This is a genomic window from Chryseobacterium angstadtii (assembly GCF_001045465.1).
GTDB classification, from domain to species: domain Bacteria; phylum Bacteroidota; class Bacteroidia; order Flavobacteriales; family Weeksellaceae; genus Chryseobacterium; species Chryseobacterium angstadtii.
Window position 1 is genome coordinate 734,882 of the sequence record NZ_LFND01000003.1, and the last position, 14,555, is coordinate 749,436.

Sequence of the window (14,555 nt, forward strand, 5' to 3'; positions counted from 1 at the left end):
GATAGTTTAAAAACAAAGAAAAAATCAAAAATATTTCGCGACAATCTTTACTGCTTCCTCTAATTTTTTTTCGGATACGGAGCCAAAGCTCACCAGGAATCCTTCACCTTCATGGGTGCTGTAATAATCGCGGCCCATTAAAATAGGGATGATGCCTTTTGAGATCAGTTCATCCTTTAAGTAGGTGTTGTAATCATCTCTGATATGTTTTACGGGTGTGATCCAGTAGCTAAGCCCAAACACAGGTTTTGTAAACCTGATTTTATCTTTGAGGTATTTATTCAAAAGATCTTCGAAGAAATCTCTTTTGTTTTTGTAGTAGAGAACCGATTTTTTCAGATGTTTTGTATAGGTTCCGTCTTCAATTAAATTATGAAAAGCCCTTTCCATAATAGGATCTCCATTCATATCTATCATATTTTTGTAAGTCTTGATCTTCTCTATAATATCCTTGCTGCCTACAATGTAAGCCAGATTGATAAAATGACTTACCGAAGTATTAAAAGATCCTATGTACATATAGTTTCTGAGATTTTCATCACTGCATAACGGTAAAAAACGGGTCCCGTCATAGTTCAGATCAATACAGTAATCATATTCTATAACGAAAAAATCGTATGTATTGGAAAGCTCTATAAGTGCTGCACGCCTTTCTTCACTTAAAATAACGGTAGTTGGATATTGAGAATTCGGAGTAATGAAAACGGCCTTTATTTTCTTTCCTTTTTCAAGGTGTTTTTTGATCTCGTCAACAAGAATTCCTTCCGGGTCTACCGGGATGTGCAGAATTGAGGCTCCGGCATGTTCAAAAGTATTCCATGCAGGTCGGTAGCCAGGATGCTCTACAATAACACAGTCATCCTTTTGGAAAAGATACTGTGAAATAAGGAAAAAAGCCATTTGTTCTCCTTTGGTAATGCATATATTGCTTTCGTCGCCAATAATCCTGCGCTGGTGATTTAGCATTTGGGAAAGTACTGTTCGGAGTTTTTCATATCCTGCGGTATTATTAAAGATATGAAGCTGATGTTTTTTGATTTTTTTTATGACCTGTTTATATTCTCTCAGTAGGTCATTCATCGGGGAAAGATTGGGATCGGGGAGGCCTTCGTCAAAGAAAATTTGATTCATCGCATGTATAATTCTGCTGTTGTTATGAATATTTTTCTTGTGTCCTTCAGGCAGATAGTGGGATATCAATGTTCCCGATCTTGGATGAGAGACTACCCATCCTTCATATTCCAGATGGTTATAGGCTTCAACTACCGTATTTCTGCTGACTTTCAGTATATCTGCCATCTTTCTCGTTCCGGGCAAAACATATCCCTGTTTCAGTTTTCCGGAATTTACAGCTTCTATAATGGTTTCAATGATTTGTTTGTAAACAGGGAGATGAGAATGTTTTTCATTTATTTTCAGGTCAAGATTCCAGGGTCGCAACATAGTAGGGCTGTTTAATTAAATTTTTATTGATCATTCCTATTCATAACTCAGCAGCATAGATTTTATTATTCACTTTATCAAATAATAAACCACAATTGTTTGAATTATTATTTATCATTAAAAAATAACTATTCAATTCTTTTTACTTTCTTTTTAATTTGGTTCTGAATGAGACACCCAGGGCAATGAAATATTTCGGAGAGCTCTTCGATAGGCCAAATCCCGAAGAAAGATCAATCATAAAGTTGGAACTCATCAGATAGGTAAGTCCTCCATTGATCCGTGAATCGGCTTTTTTGTTTTGAGAATAGAATCCGTAAGTTTCTATATAAGCTCCCAGATATTCGTTGAGAGATCTACCGTAAGTTAAAGTATAGATATAAGTTGGGATGGTATTTTCGGGATTCCATTCCATTCCCAGATTATACCCGATAGAGGCTTTTTTTGATAAATTATTTTGAAATGTAAACCGGAATCTTGGGGTAAATAATTGTGCATTTTTATTTATTTGAACCATTACATGGGCAATTAATGACGTCTTAGGTATAATTCCCCGTTCCTCTATAAGCTGTGTTTTAAATCCTACTGAAACAGGACGGATTTTGACTTCCTCATTTTCTTTGGCTAATTCGGTTATAAAACGCAGCTCAATAGTATTCGTCAATCCGTATTTCCATAAAACAGAAGGAAACTCATACCGGTTTTCTTTTTTTGTAATATGTTCGAGCCGGAATCCATTCTCAACCTGCAGATATGCTTTAGGAACCGTGCAAACAGTTTCAGTCTGATCCGGACGGTCGAGTTGTATAGGATTTAATTTCTGAGCATGGATGATTAAAAAGCCTGAATTCAAAAATAAAATAATAATTCTTTGCCGTATTTTCACAATTGCTAATTTCACATGGGTAATTTATTATTGCAAACTTATAATTTTGTTAGATTAGTCTAACAATTTGAATTGATTTTATTTTTTTTTAAAACTTTATAAGTAGAGATGTAAAATAACACCATAAAGAAACCTTAACACTAATTTATTTTTTTGCAGGAATTGGTCCGGTGATTGAAGTTTCTGTTTGGAACAATATAAATAGCCATAAAAGATAAAAAAGTGTCGCGATTTTTATTGACGCTGTTTTCTTTTAATCGATATAGATTTTAACAGGAAATTAAGGATTTTTTACACCCTTTTATTTTTTTCTCACTATGCATTTCCGTAATTTTATTCTCTGTATAACAGAATTTATATAATACTAAATAATGGAGAAATATAATTACGGGATGGTTGGCCTCGGAGTAATGGGGCGCAATCTACTTTATAATATTGCCGATCATCATTTTTCAATCGCAGGCTTTGACCTTGATGAAGAAAAGGTAAAAGAATTACAAACCGGTGCCGGTCCTGAAATGAAAGTAAAAGGAACGGTTACTTTAGAAGACTTTGTATCTGCATTGGAAACCCCCAGAAAAATCATTCTTATGGTTCCTGCCGGAAAACCGGTAGATGCCGTTCTGGAGAATATTACACCGCTGCTGAGTAAAGGAGATATCGTTATAGATGCTGGTAATTCCTATTTTGAAGACACCAACAGACGTATTGCCGATCTGGCATCAAAGAACCTGCACTTTATGGGAATGGGCGTTTCAGGAGGCGAAAAAGGAGCCAGAACAGGTCCCAGCATTATGCCGGGAGGAGATCTGGAAGCTTTTCACCTTCTTCAACCCATGTTGGAAGCAATTTCTGCAAAAGTGAATAACGAAGCCTGTACCGCTTACATGGGAAAAGGTTCTGCCGGAAACTATGTGAAAATGGTACACAACGGTATTGAATATGCCATTATGCAGCTCATCAGTGAAGCTTATGATTTGCTTAAAAGAGGAGCCAATCTGAACAACGATCAGTTGTATAACGTTTTTAAAGAATGGAACAATGGGGAAATGAATTCATTCCTGATAGAGATTACCAGAGATATTTTTCAGCAGAAAGATTCATTAACGGACGGCTATCTTGTCGATCAGATTTTAGATAAGGCAGGAGCAAAAGGAACCGGAAAATGGACCTCTGAACAGGCCATGGAAATCGGGGTTTCTATCCCGACTATTGATATTGCTGTAACTTCAAGAATACTATCTGCCTATAAAGACGAAAGAATTCTGGCTTCCCAGCTGTATTCAGAAAAACAGATTACCAGTCCGGAAAATACAGATCTATTTATCAGAGAAGTGGGAGATGCTTTGTATCTGGCTACATTGATCAGCTATGCACAAGGCTTGGCTTTGCTGGTAAAAGCATCTAAAGAATACGACTTCCAGATCCCGCTGCAGGATGTGGTGAAAATCTGGAGAGGAGGTTGTATCATCCGTTCGGTTTTACTGGAAAAGTTTTACTCAGCTTATACAAAAGATCCGGATTTGTCTAACATTTTGCTGGATAAGGATATTGCTGCTATCGTTAAAGAAAAGATCTCTTCATTACGGAAAACAGCTGCTTTTGCCGTCTCCAACGGTATTCCGAGTTTAGGACTTCAGACCGCGCTAGGGTATTTTGATGCCTATACAACAGAATCGCTTCCGGTGAATCTTATCCAGGCCCAAAGAGATTATTTCGGAGCACATACCTATCAGCGTACGGACAGGGAAGGTGTTTTTCATACATCATGGCAAGCAGCAAATCATTAAAATAAGAAAAGATGGACGAAGAAAAAGCCATATACCCCACTACAATCATTATTTTTGGGGCTACAGGAGATTTAGCAAAAAGAAAACTATTTCCCGCGTTTTATAATTTATACATAGACGGCAGAATGCCCGAACAGTTTAATATTGTTGCGCTGGGAAGAGCCGAAAATACCGATGAAAATTTTAGAAATTATATCGAAGAAAACCTGGAACACTTTTCCAGGAAAAAAGGAACTCCGAGAGATTGGTCTGGTTTCAGGTCTCATATCACGTATTTTCAGCATCAGCTGGATCAGGAAAGTTCCTATCAGGCTTTGTATCAGAGATTAGAAGATTTGGATCAGGAATATGGAAAAAGAGGTAACAGATTGTTTTATCTATCAATCGGGCCTAATTTCATTGCCACAATCTCCAATCATATTAAAAATACGTCTTTGGCTTCAGATGCTGAGAAAGACAGGATTATTATTGAAAAACCTTTCGGACACAATAAGCAGTCTGCCATTGAACTCAACAGCCTTCTGGCACAGACATTCGAAGAAGAGCAGATTTATCGTATCGACCATTATCTTGGAAAAGAAACCGTACAGAATATTCTGGCATTCAGGTTTGGAAACTCTATTTTCGAACCTTTATGGAAGCATAAATACATAGAGTCGGTTCAGATTACGGTGGCCGAAGAAGTAGGTGTGGAAACCAGAGGAGCATTTTACGAGCAGACAGGAGCCTTAATGGATATGGTTCAGAATCACCTGCTTCAGATTCTCTGTATGGTGGCCATGGAACCGCCTGCTTCATTGGAATCAGGTGAAATCAGAGACCGTAAAGTAGATGTACTGAAATGCATTCGCAGAATTTCACCGGATCAGGTAGATCATTATGCGGTAAGAGGCCAGTACGGAAAAGGAATGATCAACGGAGTTGAGTCTAAAGGCTATCGTCAGGAAGAAGGCATTGCAGAAGATTCCAATACAGAGACTTTTGCTGCCGTGAAGTTTTATCTGGATAATGAAAGATGGCAAAACGTTCCTTTCTACGTTCGTACCGGAAAGAAAATGAAGGAAAAACATTCCTATATTACCATTCAGTTTAAATCGCTGCCTCATTCTACGTTTTCGGACAGCCCGCATCTTTTGTCAGCCAACAGATTAATCATCAATATTCAGCCGATGATGGATATCAGACTTCAGTTTATGACCAAAAAGCCGGGGCTTTCACTGGTTCTGGAGCCTGTAGAAATGATTTTCGACTATTTTGCCTGCCAGGATGATACTCCGGAAGCTTATGAAACCTTGCTGCTGGATGCTCTTTTAGGTGATCTTACGCTGTTTATGCGTTCCGATCAGGTGGAAGAAGCCTGGGATGTGGTAAAAACCATACAGGAATCCTGGGGAAGCAATAAGGACACCTCTTTCCCTAATTATGAAGCCGGAAGCTGGGGACCGAAAGCCAGCGAAGAATTGGTTAAAAGACAGGGCCATAAGTGGGTCTAAATGATTATTAATTAAAAGAGAAAAAAATGAATATTACGGTATTTAATGATTTGGAAACACTGTATAAAAAGGCAGCGGATCTATTTGTTGATCTTTCAAAAAAATCTATCGAAAAAAATAACCGTTTTGCAGTTGCCCTGAGCGGAGGATCTTCTCCGAAAGCCATTTTTAGTCTATTGGCGACTCAGGAATATGCAGAAAAGATCGAGTGGAATAAAGTATACGTTTTCTGGGTGGATGAACGATGGGTTCCTTTAAACGATGATAAAAGCAATGCAAGGATGACTTTTGAAACTCTTCTGGATAAAGTTCCTGTCGTCAGAGATCATATTTTCCCGATGTACCAGGACGGAATACAACCTGAAAACTATGCTGAAGTATACGAGCAGCAGATCAGAAACGTTCTCGGAAATGAAGGCGTTTTTGATTTTATTCTCCTGGGAATGGGTGACGATGGTCATACAGCCTCTTTATTTCCGGGTGAAGCGGTCCTAGATGAAAAGGAAAAATGGGTGGCTGCTTATTACCTGAAGCCTCAGGAAATGTTCCGCATTACATTGACTGCCCCTTTGATTAATAAAGCCGAAAATATTCTGGCTGTAGCATTCGGGGAATCCAAGAAACATGCTCTGAACGAAATTTTAAACGGAGAATACAATCCCGCACTATATCCAATGCAGCTGATTGACAAAAAAGAAAGCTTTCAGTTTTTTACAGATGAGAAAGCGAAAGGATAGGATAAGTCTAAAATATTTTCCTGAATAATAAACCAGCAGCCCGGAATTCCGGGCTGCTGGTTTATTTTGTATGTAATTATTTCATCAGGATAATAACTCTTAATTAAGCTGATAGTTAGCCAACACTAGGCTCAGCATGAAATGCACATATTCCTGATCTGCTTCCTGTCTGTTGATCAGCCTGTTTTTATAGTCATAAGAATTCAGAACCCTTACCAATCTCTGATAAGTTTCAAATTGATCTCCTTTGATTTTAACTCTCGAGTTACCTTCTTTCGTTTTAATGATCTGGTCATCCAGAGTCCTGATTTTAAATAAGACATAAGACAGTTTCGGGTGGAAATTCATCTTCCCGATATATCTTTCAACTATATTCACCTTGAACGGATCAAACACGATCGTGTTAAATACAATATTAGAATTAGGTTCCTGTGTATTGAGCTCAAGTCTATAGTTCATTAATTAAATTTTATACAAATTTACCTATAAGCTCAAAAAAATCAAAGTAAAAAAGTAATTAAAGACAAAAGAATTTTATCCCCTGTATTTTATCGATTCCATTTTTTAGAGCTTATCCCTTTTATGGAGATTGAGTTTTAATGCTAGGAGCTTATAAATCAATGTTTTTACTTTTTTTCCGGACTGAATTTTTCTGTTGCTTCTTTTGTGACCGGAGTGAAAAAATTTACCAGGTTGCCGTCCGGATCTCTGAATAATAATGATTTATTTCCCCATGGCATGGTGGTTGGCTCCTGTATAAGGCAGGAAGAAAGACGATTTTTTAACCGTTCAAACTCTTTTTCTACATCATCTACCAGGAACTCTATAATGGCAGAACGGTTTGCTTCAGGCTGTGCTATATCTTCTCCACCAAAAAACTGTAAAGTTCTGGTACTTCCGATAGCAAGGGTTGCAGTGGCTGTTCTCAGTTCTGCGAAATCCGGAGTATACTGTACCGCCTTAATTCCTGTAATGTGCTCATAAAACTCTACCAGGCTCTCGATATGAGCCGTGATAATACGTATTGATACTAAATTCATTATTAAAAATTTTAAATAATGCTGCAAAAATAGAGCAGAGGTATGACAGCATAGTGTCAGTAGGTAATCATTTTCATCTATAAATATTTAAATGCGTAAAACAGATCGAAGTTATATTCTATTTTGTATTACTTTAATAAACGAAGTGGCTTTGTTTAACTTTAGAAACATTCAAAAAGTATAAAAACCTTGTTTACCCTTGCGATAAATAAAAACATATAAAAGAACAATCACTTTCTATCCGAACCCGGATTAATAAAAAACGGTGTATTTTCGGAGATGTAAATCGTTTAAAATCCTTTTTTGGAAAACGCAAAGCCGAAAGATTGAAATGGTGTGGATATTAAGAAGTAAGACGATCAAAAGTTTCCTGTTAAACACACCCATTGTGAAATAATCAGTATTTAATTTTATCGGAGATAAAATCCTGGCGCCTTAAAAAAGCTATTTTTTTATATAACTTGTGTCCCCTTTGCGTGTTTCAACAAAGATCTGCGTCATCTGCTAAATCCAAGAGAACTTTTTAATGTTTATTGGTTGAACGCAATGGCGCAAAGGTCATTTAATGCTTATGTTTTAGGGCGCAAGGGCGTTTCACTTAGCAATGGCTTGATTAAAAAAGTCAAAGATTTCTATTATTTTTAAGTTTAATTACTTTGAAAACAGAAGTTCAATTAATGTTATGTATTAGCGGTATAAAATTTTATCGGAGATAAAATCCTTGCGCCTTATACCCATAAAGCAAGTAAAAAAATAGCGTCTTTGCGTTTTTCTAATTATAAAGAAGAAAAAAAGTATTGAATATTAATTGGATAAATTGCATAATTTTCTTTTCCATTTCACTCTTCAGAAAAATAAAAGTTTAAGGACCTTCATAAAAAAAGAGACCAATAAAGGTCTCCTTTTCAAATATATTACCCTTTATGATAAGGACATCTGCCAGCTGCATTCCCGGCTTCTCCTGTATCGTCTGCATTATTTTCCTTACAGTTAAAAAACTGATCTTCTATTACTTTTCTCTGATCCTCAGGAATATCTTTCAGTTTACGGAGCGTATTCACCTGAATGTGTGGCCAGCTTGTAGTGCCGCCGTCATTTCCGAAATCAAATTCGAAAAATACAATCTGCTCATACTGAAGCTGAAGAATTTCTTTTCCGTCTTCAATGATGGTTTCAATCCATAAACAGAAATCCACCTCAACGGTAGGAACAAAACGGTTCACAAAAGGAACATTTAAAATACCTCCCTGTGCACCTGTCTTCATTTTTGATGACATTTTCACAAAAACATAGTTGCTGACATTCTGCCCGCTTAAAGTATCTCTCAATCGTAAATCAGGGCGCACGGAGTAAGGATATAAATCATTAGCCAGTATCCTTTGCGTGTAGATTTTATTAGAACCCTCGTCATTATCATCATCTAATGTCTGGTGAACCCATGCCGGTGCCGGCTCATCAAGATTGATGGTTTCATGACCTGCTCCGCCCATGGTTTTTGAAATAGAAAGATGATCCGTCTGCCAGGCATCGTCGCCGTAAGGAAATTTGGGAGAACCATTGATTAAATAATGATCTCCGCTGGGTGCAATATCTCCCAGTAAAGTTATGGTACTGCCATGAGGAATCACACCGCTTCTTGAAATAGAGTAGTCGGGAATAAAATAAGGACCTTTTACACCATCTCCCGGTTTCAGTTCCTGGGCTGGGATAATTTCGAAGTATTCCTGTCCTTCTTTTAAATCACTTAAAAGAATGTAGGAAGGATTGCCGTTTTCATCCTTTACCTGAACCAGTGGTTCGTCTCTGTATTTTCCGTCATATCCGTATTTTTTAAAATCATTTTTAGAAAAAGCATGAATGCCGCGGTCTTTTTCAATCGATTCTTTGGTTGCAGCATGATTGTAAACATCACTCAGCCACAAATACATTCCGTTTTCCTCATGAATCGAAGCATATTGTAAATCCGGATTTCCGGCTTCTTTATTGACACTTTTAATCGTCTGCTCATATTTCACGGCTCCGCAAAATAGCTCACTGGCACCGCCACGGTTACGGACTCCGCCGGGAACAAGGGAAAAGGTTAACTTTTCAATATACTCTTCACAGTCAAAACTGAATTTGCCGGGAATCGTACCGGAATTTGTACCTGGTGAAGGCATGATCGTAGTATGTATCCCGCCTGCCAATGAAGGTTGACCTATATTTTTATTGTAGTTGGCGTTGTAGCTTACCCATGTCCCATCCAGTGCTTCCAACACACCATAATCTACATTACGGGCTATTTCCTGCAGGTTTTCTTCCCTAAAAGGCATCACAGGATCATCAATGAGAAGCTTGGAATATCCGTCCATGATTTCGGCCAGCGTTTTCTGGTCTTCGTTTGAACTCTTACGGAGTTGTAGTCCTCCTTTTTCGAGACTTTCTTTTTTACGTTTAAGCATGATATATCGTTTTTATGGTTATAAATTGGTGTATTCGAAAGTAGGTCCTGCATTGGATTGAGAATCCAGCGGTTGTTTCATCAATCCTACAGCCTGCTCTTTCAGGGCATACATATACATAATTGATTTTTCCAGTTCCTGATGATTTCCTTCTACAGCACTCTGAATGGCATCCAGAAGTTTTCTATAGGTTTTGTTGAATTCAAGTCCCTGTGCATACAGCGCTTTATTACCGGCATAGTCGCTAAGTTTAGGATTTTCTTTCATAGGATAAGCGCCGTTCCAGTCTACAGGTAAAGGCTTTCCATTGGGTGGAGTGGAAACTGGCATCATTCCGTTTTCATCCGTAAATGGTTCATAATTTCCTTCTACGTAGAAATGTTCATGAAAAACTTCTTTAAATCTGAAATAATGAGCGAGTTCTGCACCTTCTTCAAACTGGGAAGGATCAACATCAAAAATAGAATCATCAGCCCCTTCACCCTGACCTTTAATTTCCTGGAATACAGCAATGACACCCGCCAAAGCTTCTACGGGATGCAACTTTCCTCCGCTGCCGTAATACTGTTCCGGGCGAATCTGCTTAGCAGGATCTCCGGTGAAAATTCCTCCTCTATTCAGTTCTTTGAAGTTTTGAGGAAGGCTTCCGTGTTCCTGGTAGTACGCTATAATTTGGAAAACGGTAATATAAAAGAATAGAACATCATAATATTCTCCAATGGTATGTACATTTTCCATGATAAAGCCTTTCATATTTTCGAGTGTCCAGAAATTGTTTTCCTGTACGGCGGCAGTTTTTGCACGGAACGAAGCCAATTCCGGTTCTGTCTCATATTTAGGTGCCTTTACTAGTGGATTACTCGGACTTTCAATAGCAATAAAGGTGGCAATACTGTTGGAACAGAACGTTTCCAAACCTACATAGAAATCAACATTCATGGGTAATTTCATCGGGTAAGTAGGATAGTTCTGCGGGCGGTTGACGGAAGGTTGAATATTCACGGCATTCATCACATTGCAGACCATAATCATGTGAAGCATTTCTTCCACAGCCACACTTCTGATAATCTGTGAAGCCAGTGCATTGGTTCCGTCTTTAATGGAATACAAAGCAGTAAGATAAGGCGGAATGGTAGAATGCTCAATAAGGATAGCTGTCTGCAAAAGATCCTGCAAAACAGGCCGGTAATCAACATCTGCCCATCTTTTCTTTACACTGTCTGATACCTCTGAAATTCCTGAACCGAACTGTGAACTCAGATATTCATCAAATTCTTTTATCTGATCATTGAGTAAAAGGTTGGTCAGGGTCTTGTTGTGATATTTTAATCCTTCCGTCCATTCCTCTTTACTGATGGAAGAATCAAATAGTAAGGACTGCAGTGAAATAGCTTCTTCAACAACAGCATTTCTGCTGAAAGCGTTTGAACCTTTTGATAAAGTTTTCTGAGGTTCTGTTTTATGGATAAGTCTTTGCCTCATGTTTTCAGTTTTTTAATTGAGTTTGCAAATCATTTAAAATCGATTCTACGGAACGGATGGTAAATGCAGATAAGGTTAAAGTAGGGTTGGATGTTCCCAGTGTTGTCATATTTCCGGCACCCACGATGTATAAATTCGGGTGGTCCCATGCCTTACAGTAGCTGTCTGTCACGGAATCCTCCGGATTGGAGCCCATTCGGTGAGTCCCTACGATATGACCTGCTCCGTTGTAGGAATATCTTACATTGTTGTAAAGAAAAGTATTCGGGTCTGTTGCATTATAGGTTGTGAAATCTTCAATGCCCAATTTTTCAAACATCTGATCCGAAGCCAGTTTGGCCTGTTCCATTGCTCTTTTCTCATAATCTGTCAGCTCATAATGAATCACAGGTCGCGGTATTCCAAGAACATCCATATACTGGTCATTAATGGTTACTCTGTTATTGGGATTCGGCAGCTGTTCAATTTCAAAATGAAACAAAACCTGTCTGGAGAGGCGGTGCGTAAGAGCTTCTTTTAATTCTGCCCCGAAAAGACCGTCATTCAAAAATTCTGCAACATCAGAGCTCGGAGAAATCGTTGGCCAGCTCCATCCCCAGTTGTCAAGCGGTGAAATCCATGCGGAAAACTCACTTCTGAAACTTCCGTCACGGAAAGAAGAAATATTGGTGGTAGAACCGGGACCTCTGTAAGGATAAACCGGCTCCGGAAATAATCCCCAGGTAAGCATCACCATATGATCCATTAAATTTCTTCCCACCTGATCACTACGGTTGGCTACGGTCTTTTGAACTTTCTGACCGTTTTCGTTTACTGTATATTTTGAATTCAGAAGGATCTTCGGATTTTCAAAAGCGTTGGCCGCCAGAATGACAATAGAATCTGAGGTATCTACGGCTTCTTCCACAAAGGCTGTTTTTTCTCTGGAAGCATATTTTCTTATATGAATCTTTGAAATTCTGTCGTGATTTTCCTGATCCACACTCAATTTGTACACCACACTCTGCGCCTGAATCTCAATATGCGGATTGCGTTTCAGATTATCATTTTCATTGACTTTATACAAGGCTTTTTTCAGCGTTTTTAAGGCGTTGTATTTCGCCTGAACCGGGCAGATGGGAACACATGAGGCATTTCCTTCACAGCGTTCTCCCATATAAGGATTCCAAACAGATCCCAGCGCTTTGTATTCTTCTTTTTCTGAACCGTCCAAAGCCAGTTTGTAGCCTGCATGGGTAGGCTCGGCTTTGATAATTTTGGTCTTCCCGTATTTCGGATTCGGGACAGAATTTCTTCCCTGTGGTGAAGGAACCATTAATAACGGAATCTTTTGAAAATTGAGCTGAACACTCATTCCGGAGAGACCGTCAATGATCTTCTGATCCATATAACTCTGAGGAATTTCTTCCATCGGAAATACATAATTGCCATAATATTCTTCAGTACTTTCATCAATAGGATATTCCTGCTTGGAAACGTCTCCCGAAACCCCGATTTCAAATTCAGCCATTTCATAATAGGGTCTTAGCGTTTCATAATCAATTGGCCAGTTGATAGGGGCTTTTCCTTTTGAATCAGGTTGATTGATTTCAATGCCGTATTTTTCTGTAAGTCTGAAATCATTCGGAAGCATTCTCGGGGTAGTTCCCAGCCAGTGAAGTGTAGTTCCGCCTCCGACTCTGATGGCATCGCTGGCGAAAGGCATCGGACCAAACTGAACCAGATAACCATTTTTATCAGGAAAAGGCGGAGTAATAGGAGTGATGTCCAGCACATTGGGTGAAGGGGCCTGTTTTAAATTAGGATAAGGTGAATTCGGAACTTTAGCCGATTGTTTATAAAAAGTACGCATATACTCATTATAATTGGTCATTGAAGACGCAGAATCCAGTTCTATTCCGGCTTCCAGTCCTGCTTCGTACATCAGAACCGATATTTCCTGGAAGAATTGTAAAAACAGATATTTTTTAAAGAATTCTAAACCCAGTTGATTTTTAAGCGTCTCTTTGTTTGTATTCTTTTTTTCAGCAAGAGTCTCTATTTCCTGGTCCGTTTGATTTTTAGCGTTTTCAGTTTCTTTTTTGTATTGATCAGATTCGCGTAAATCTTCTATTTTCTTGATGCCATCTGCACCAAGCTCGGTCAGTATTTTTTTGAACTGATGAGTAGCTGTTGCACGGTGAATGAATTTTTTTTCGTTGACATCGTACACATGATCGGTCAGCAGTTTGGCAATCAGTGATCCGGCGATTCCGGTTCCTACAATGATCACGTCTTTTTTTGCTTGGGTCTGGCTCATGAGTTACTGTTTACAGGTTGAACATTCCAGGATTTGTAGCCGGGCTGTTTGGCTCCCGGCGGATGGGCATGCATCACATTCCACACCAGACCTTCCTGATAAGAAAGATCATTGATGTAGTTGCCTTCCCAGGTTCCCAGATACCAGAGGGTAATTATTTTGCCGGCCATATCATTCATTCCGGAGTCTGCTATGATTTCAGCAGTGATAGCATTTCTCAGCTGATCCGGGGTGTAAGAATTTTCAATTACATTTTTGGAAACAGTAAGAAATTCGGCAAAGGTGGCCGCTTCTAAATTCCCTAAAATATAGGTGTAATACGTTTCTGCTAAGCCTGTGGATTGCAGTTCGTTCACAGAAAACCCGGTAAGTGCTTCTGAGATCGACATGAACACGTCGAAATAATAATCGTCGACGTTGAGGATTTTGTTAATCGTAGTCATTTCGTTAAAATTTGGTGGTTAAAGAATTTTCAGTTCCACACAAGGAGGAACTCGTCTTTCCGATGAATTTTTATCGGTCGGATTTTTCGGGATACCATCTTAGAACCCCTCTTTTTTCAGAAATGGAGGGTTGTTTTTTAAGTGATCCATAGTTATCAGTTTTTGTTTACTCAAAATTAACCAGAATGTGGTAGCTGGTGTTCAGTATTTCTACCTAATTTTTGATAGCATTTATTTGATGTATTTTAGCTAAGCCTTTATGGATAGGGGATTTGAGGTGTTTTGTTTTCACTTAATTTAGAATTATTTTAAATAGAGATAAAATGCTGAAACCAATTTCCCTGCTTTTCAAAGCTGTTTACTCTTTTTTACTAAACCACAAAAGCCACAAAAGTTTTTGAATGTTTTAGTTTAAAGATGAAAATATATGATGTTATTAAAGTTCACATAGTATTTTAAAAATCTGCGTAATCTGCGAGATAATTTTTAAACATTAAGATC

Annotated in this window: 11 protein-coding genes; 3 read left to right on the forward strand and 8 right to left on the reverse strand. The window is 38.4% G+C overall.

The annotated features are described in order from the left end of the window. Nucleotides 1-24: 24 nt before the first annotated feature. Nucleotides 25-1,443: an aminotransferase-like domain-containing protein gene (locus tag ACM46_RS11160; protein WP_048506722.1), complete on the reverse strand. Its 1,419-nt coding sequence runs from the start codon at nt 1,441-1,443 to the stop codon at nt 25-27. Nucleotides 1,444-1,585: 142 nt separating this feature from the next. Beyond that, on the reverse strand, nt 1,586-2,344 hold the full coding sequence (locus ACM46_RS11165) for a transporter (protein ID WP_157859448.1): 759 nt from the start codon (nt 2,342-2,344) through the stop codon (nt 1,586-1,588). Between the two features lie 356 nt (nt 2,345-2,700). Between ACM46_RS11165 and gndA the strand changes: the two genes are divergently transcribed. The 3 genes from gndA to pgl are packed head-to-tail and all read left to right on the forward strand — an operon-like array spanning nt 2,701 to nt 6,349. Next, nucleotides 2,701-4,119 (forward strand): NADP-dependent phosphogluconate dehydrogenase, encoded by a 1,419-nt coding sequence (gndA, locus tag ACM46_RS11170; RefSeq protein ID WP_048506724.1) that lies wholly within the window; start codon nt 2,701-2,703, stop codon nt 4,117-4,119. An 11-nt stretch (nt 4,120-4,130) separates the two neighbouring features. Next, entirely contained in the window at nt 4,131-5,612 is a 1,482-nt protein-coding gene (zwf, locus tag ACM46_RS11175; protein WP_048506725.1) for a glucose-6-phosphate dehydrogenase, read from the forward strand. Nucleotides 5,613-5,638: 26 nt separating this feature from the next. Then, nucleotides 5,639-6,349: a 6-phosphogluconolactonase gene (pgl, locus tag ACM46_RS11180; RefSeq protein WP_048506726.1), complete on the forward strand. Its 711-nt coding sequence runs from the start codon at nt 5,639-5,641 to the stop codon at nt 6,347-6,349. A gap of 99 nt (nt 6,350-6,448) precedes the next feature. Here the strand turns inward: pgl and ACM46_RS11185 are convergent, their stop codons facing one another. From ACM46_RS11185 to ACM46_RS11210, 6 genes are all read right to left on the reverse strand, one after another. Beyond that, entirely contained in the window at nt 6,449-6,808 is a 360-nt protein-coding gene (locus tag ACM46_RS11185) for a hypothetical protein (RefSeq protein ID WP_048506727.1), read from the reverse strand. 167 nt (nt 6,809-6,975) lie between these two features. Next, complete coding sequence (locus tag ACM46_RS11190) at nt 6,976-7,389, reverse strand: VOC family protein (protein ID WP_048506728.1); 414 nt, start codon at nt 7,387-7,389, stop codon at nt 6,976-6,978. Between the two features lie 914 nt (nt 7,390-8,303). Then, a complete protein-coding gene (locus tag ACM46_RS11195) occupies nt 8,304-9,830 on the reverse strand; it encodes a peroxidase, FMP-type (protein ID WP_048506729.1) in 1,527 nt (508 codons plus the stop codon). A gap of 18 nt (nt 9,831-9,848) precedes the next feature. Then, nucleotides 9,849-11,312, reverse strand: coding sequence for a ferritin-like domain-containing protein (locus tag ACM46_RS11200; protein WP_048506730.1), 1,464 nt, complete (start codon nt 11,310-11,312; stop codon nt 9,849-9,851). A 4-nt stretch (nt 11,313-11,316) separates the two neighbouring features. Then, on the reverse strand, nt 11,317-13,611 hold the full coding sequence (locus tag ACM46_RS11205) for a GMC oxidoreductase (RefSeq protein ID WP_048506731.1): 2,295 nt from the start codon (nt 13,609-13,611) through the stop codon (nt 11,317-11,319). Then, a complete protein-coding gene (locus ACM46_RS11210; RefSeq protein WP_048506732.1) occupies nt 13,608-14,054 on the reverse strand; it encodes a sugar dehydrogenase complex small subunit in 447 nt (148 codons plus the stop codon). The genes ACM46_RS11205 and ACM46_RS11210 overlap by 4 nt, the downstream gene beginning before the upstream one ends. Nucleotides 14,055-14,555: the final 501 nt, after the last annotated feature.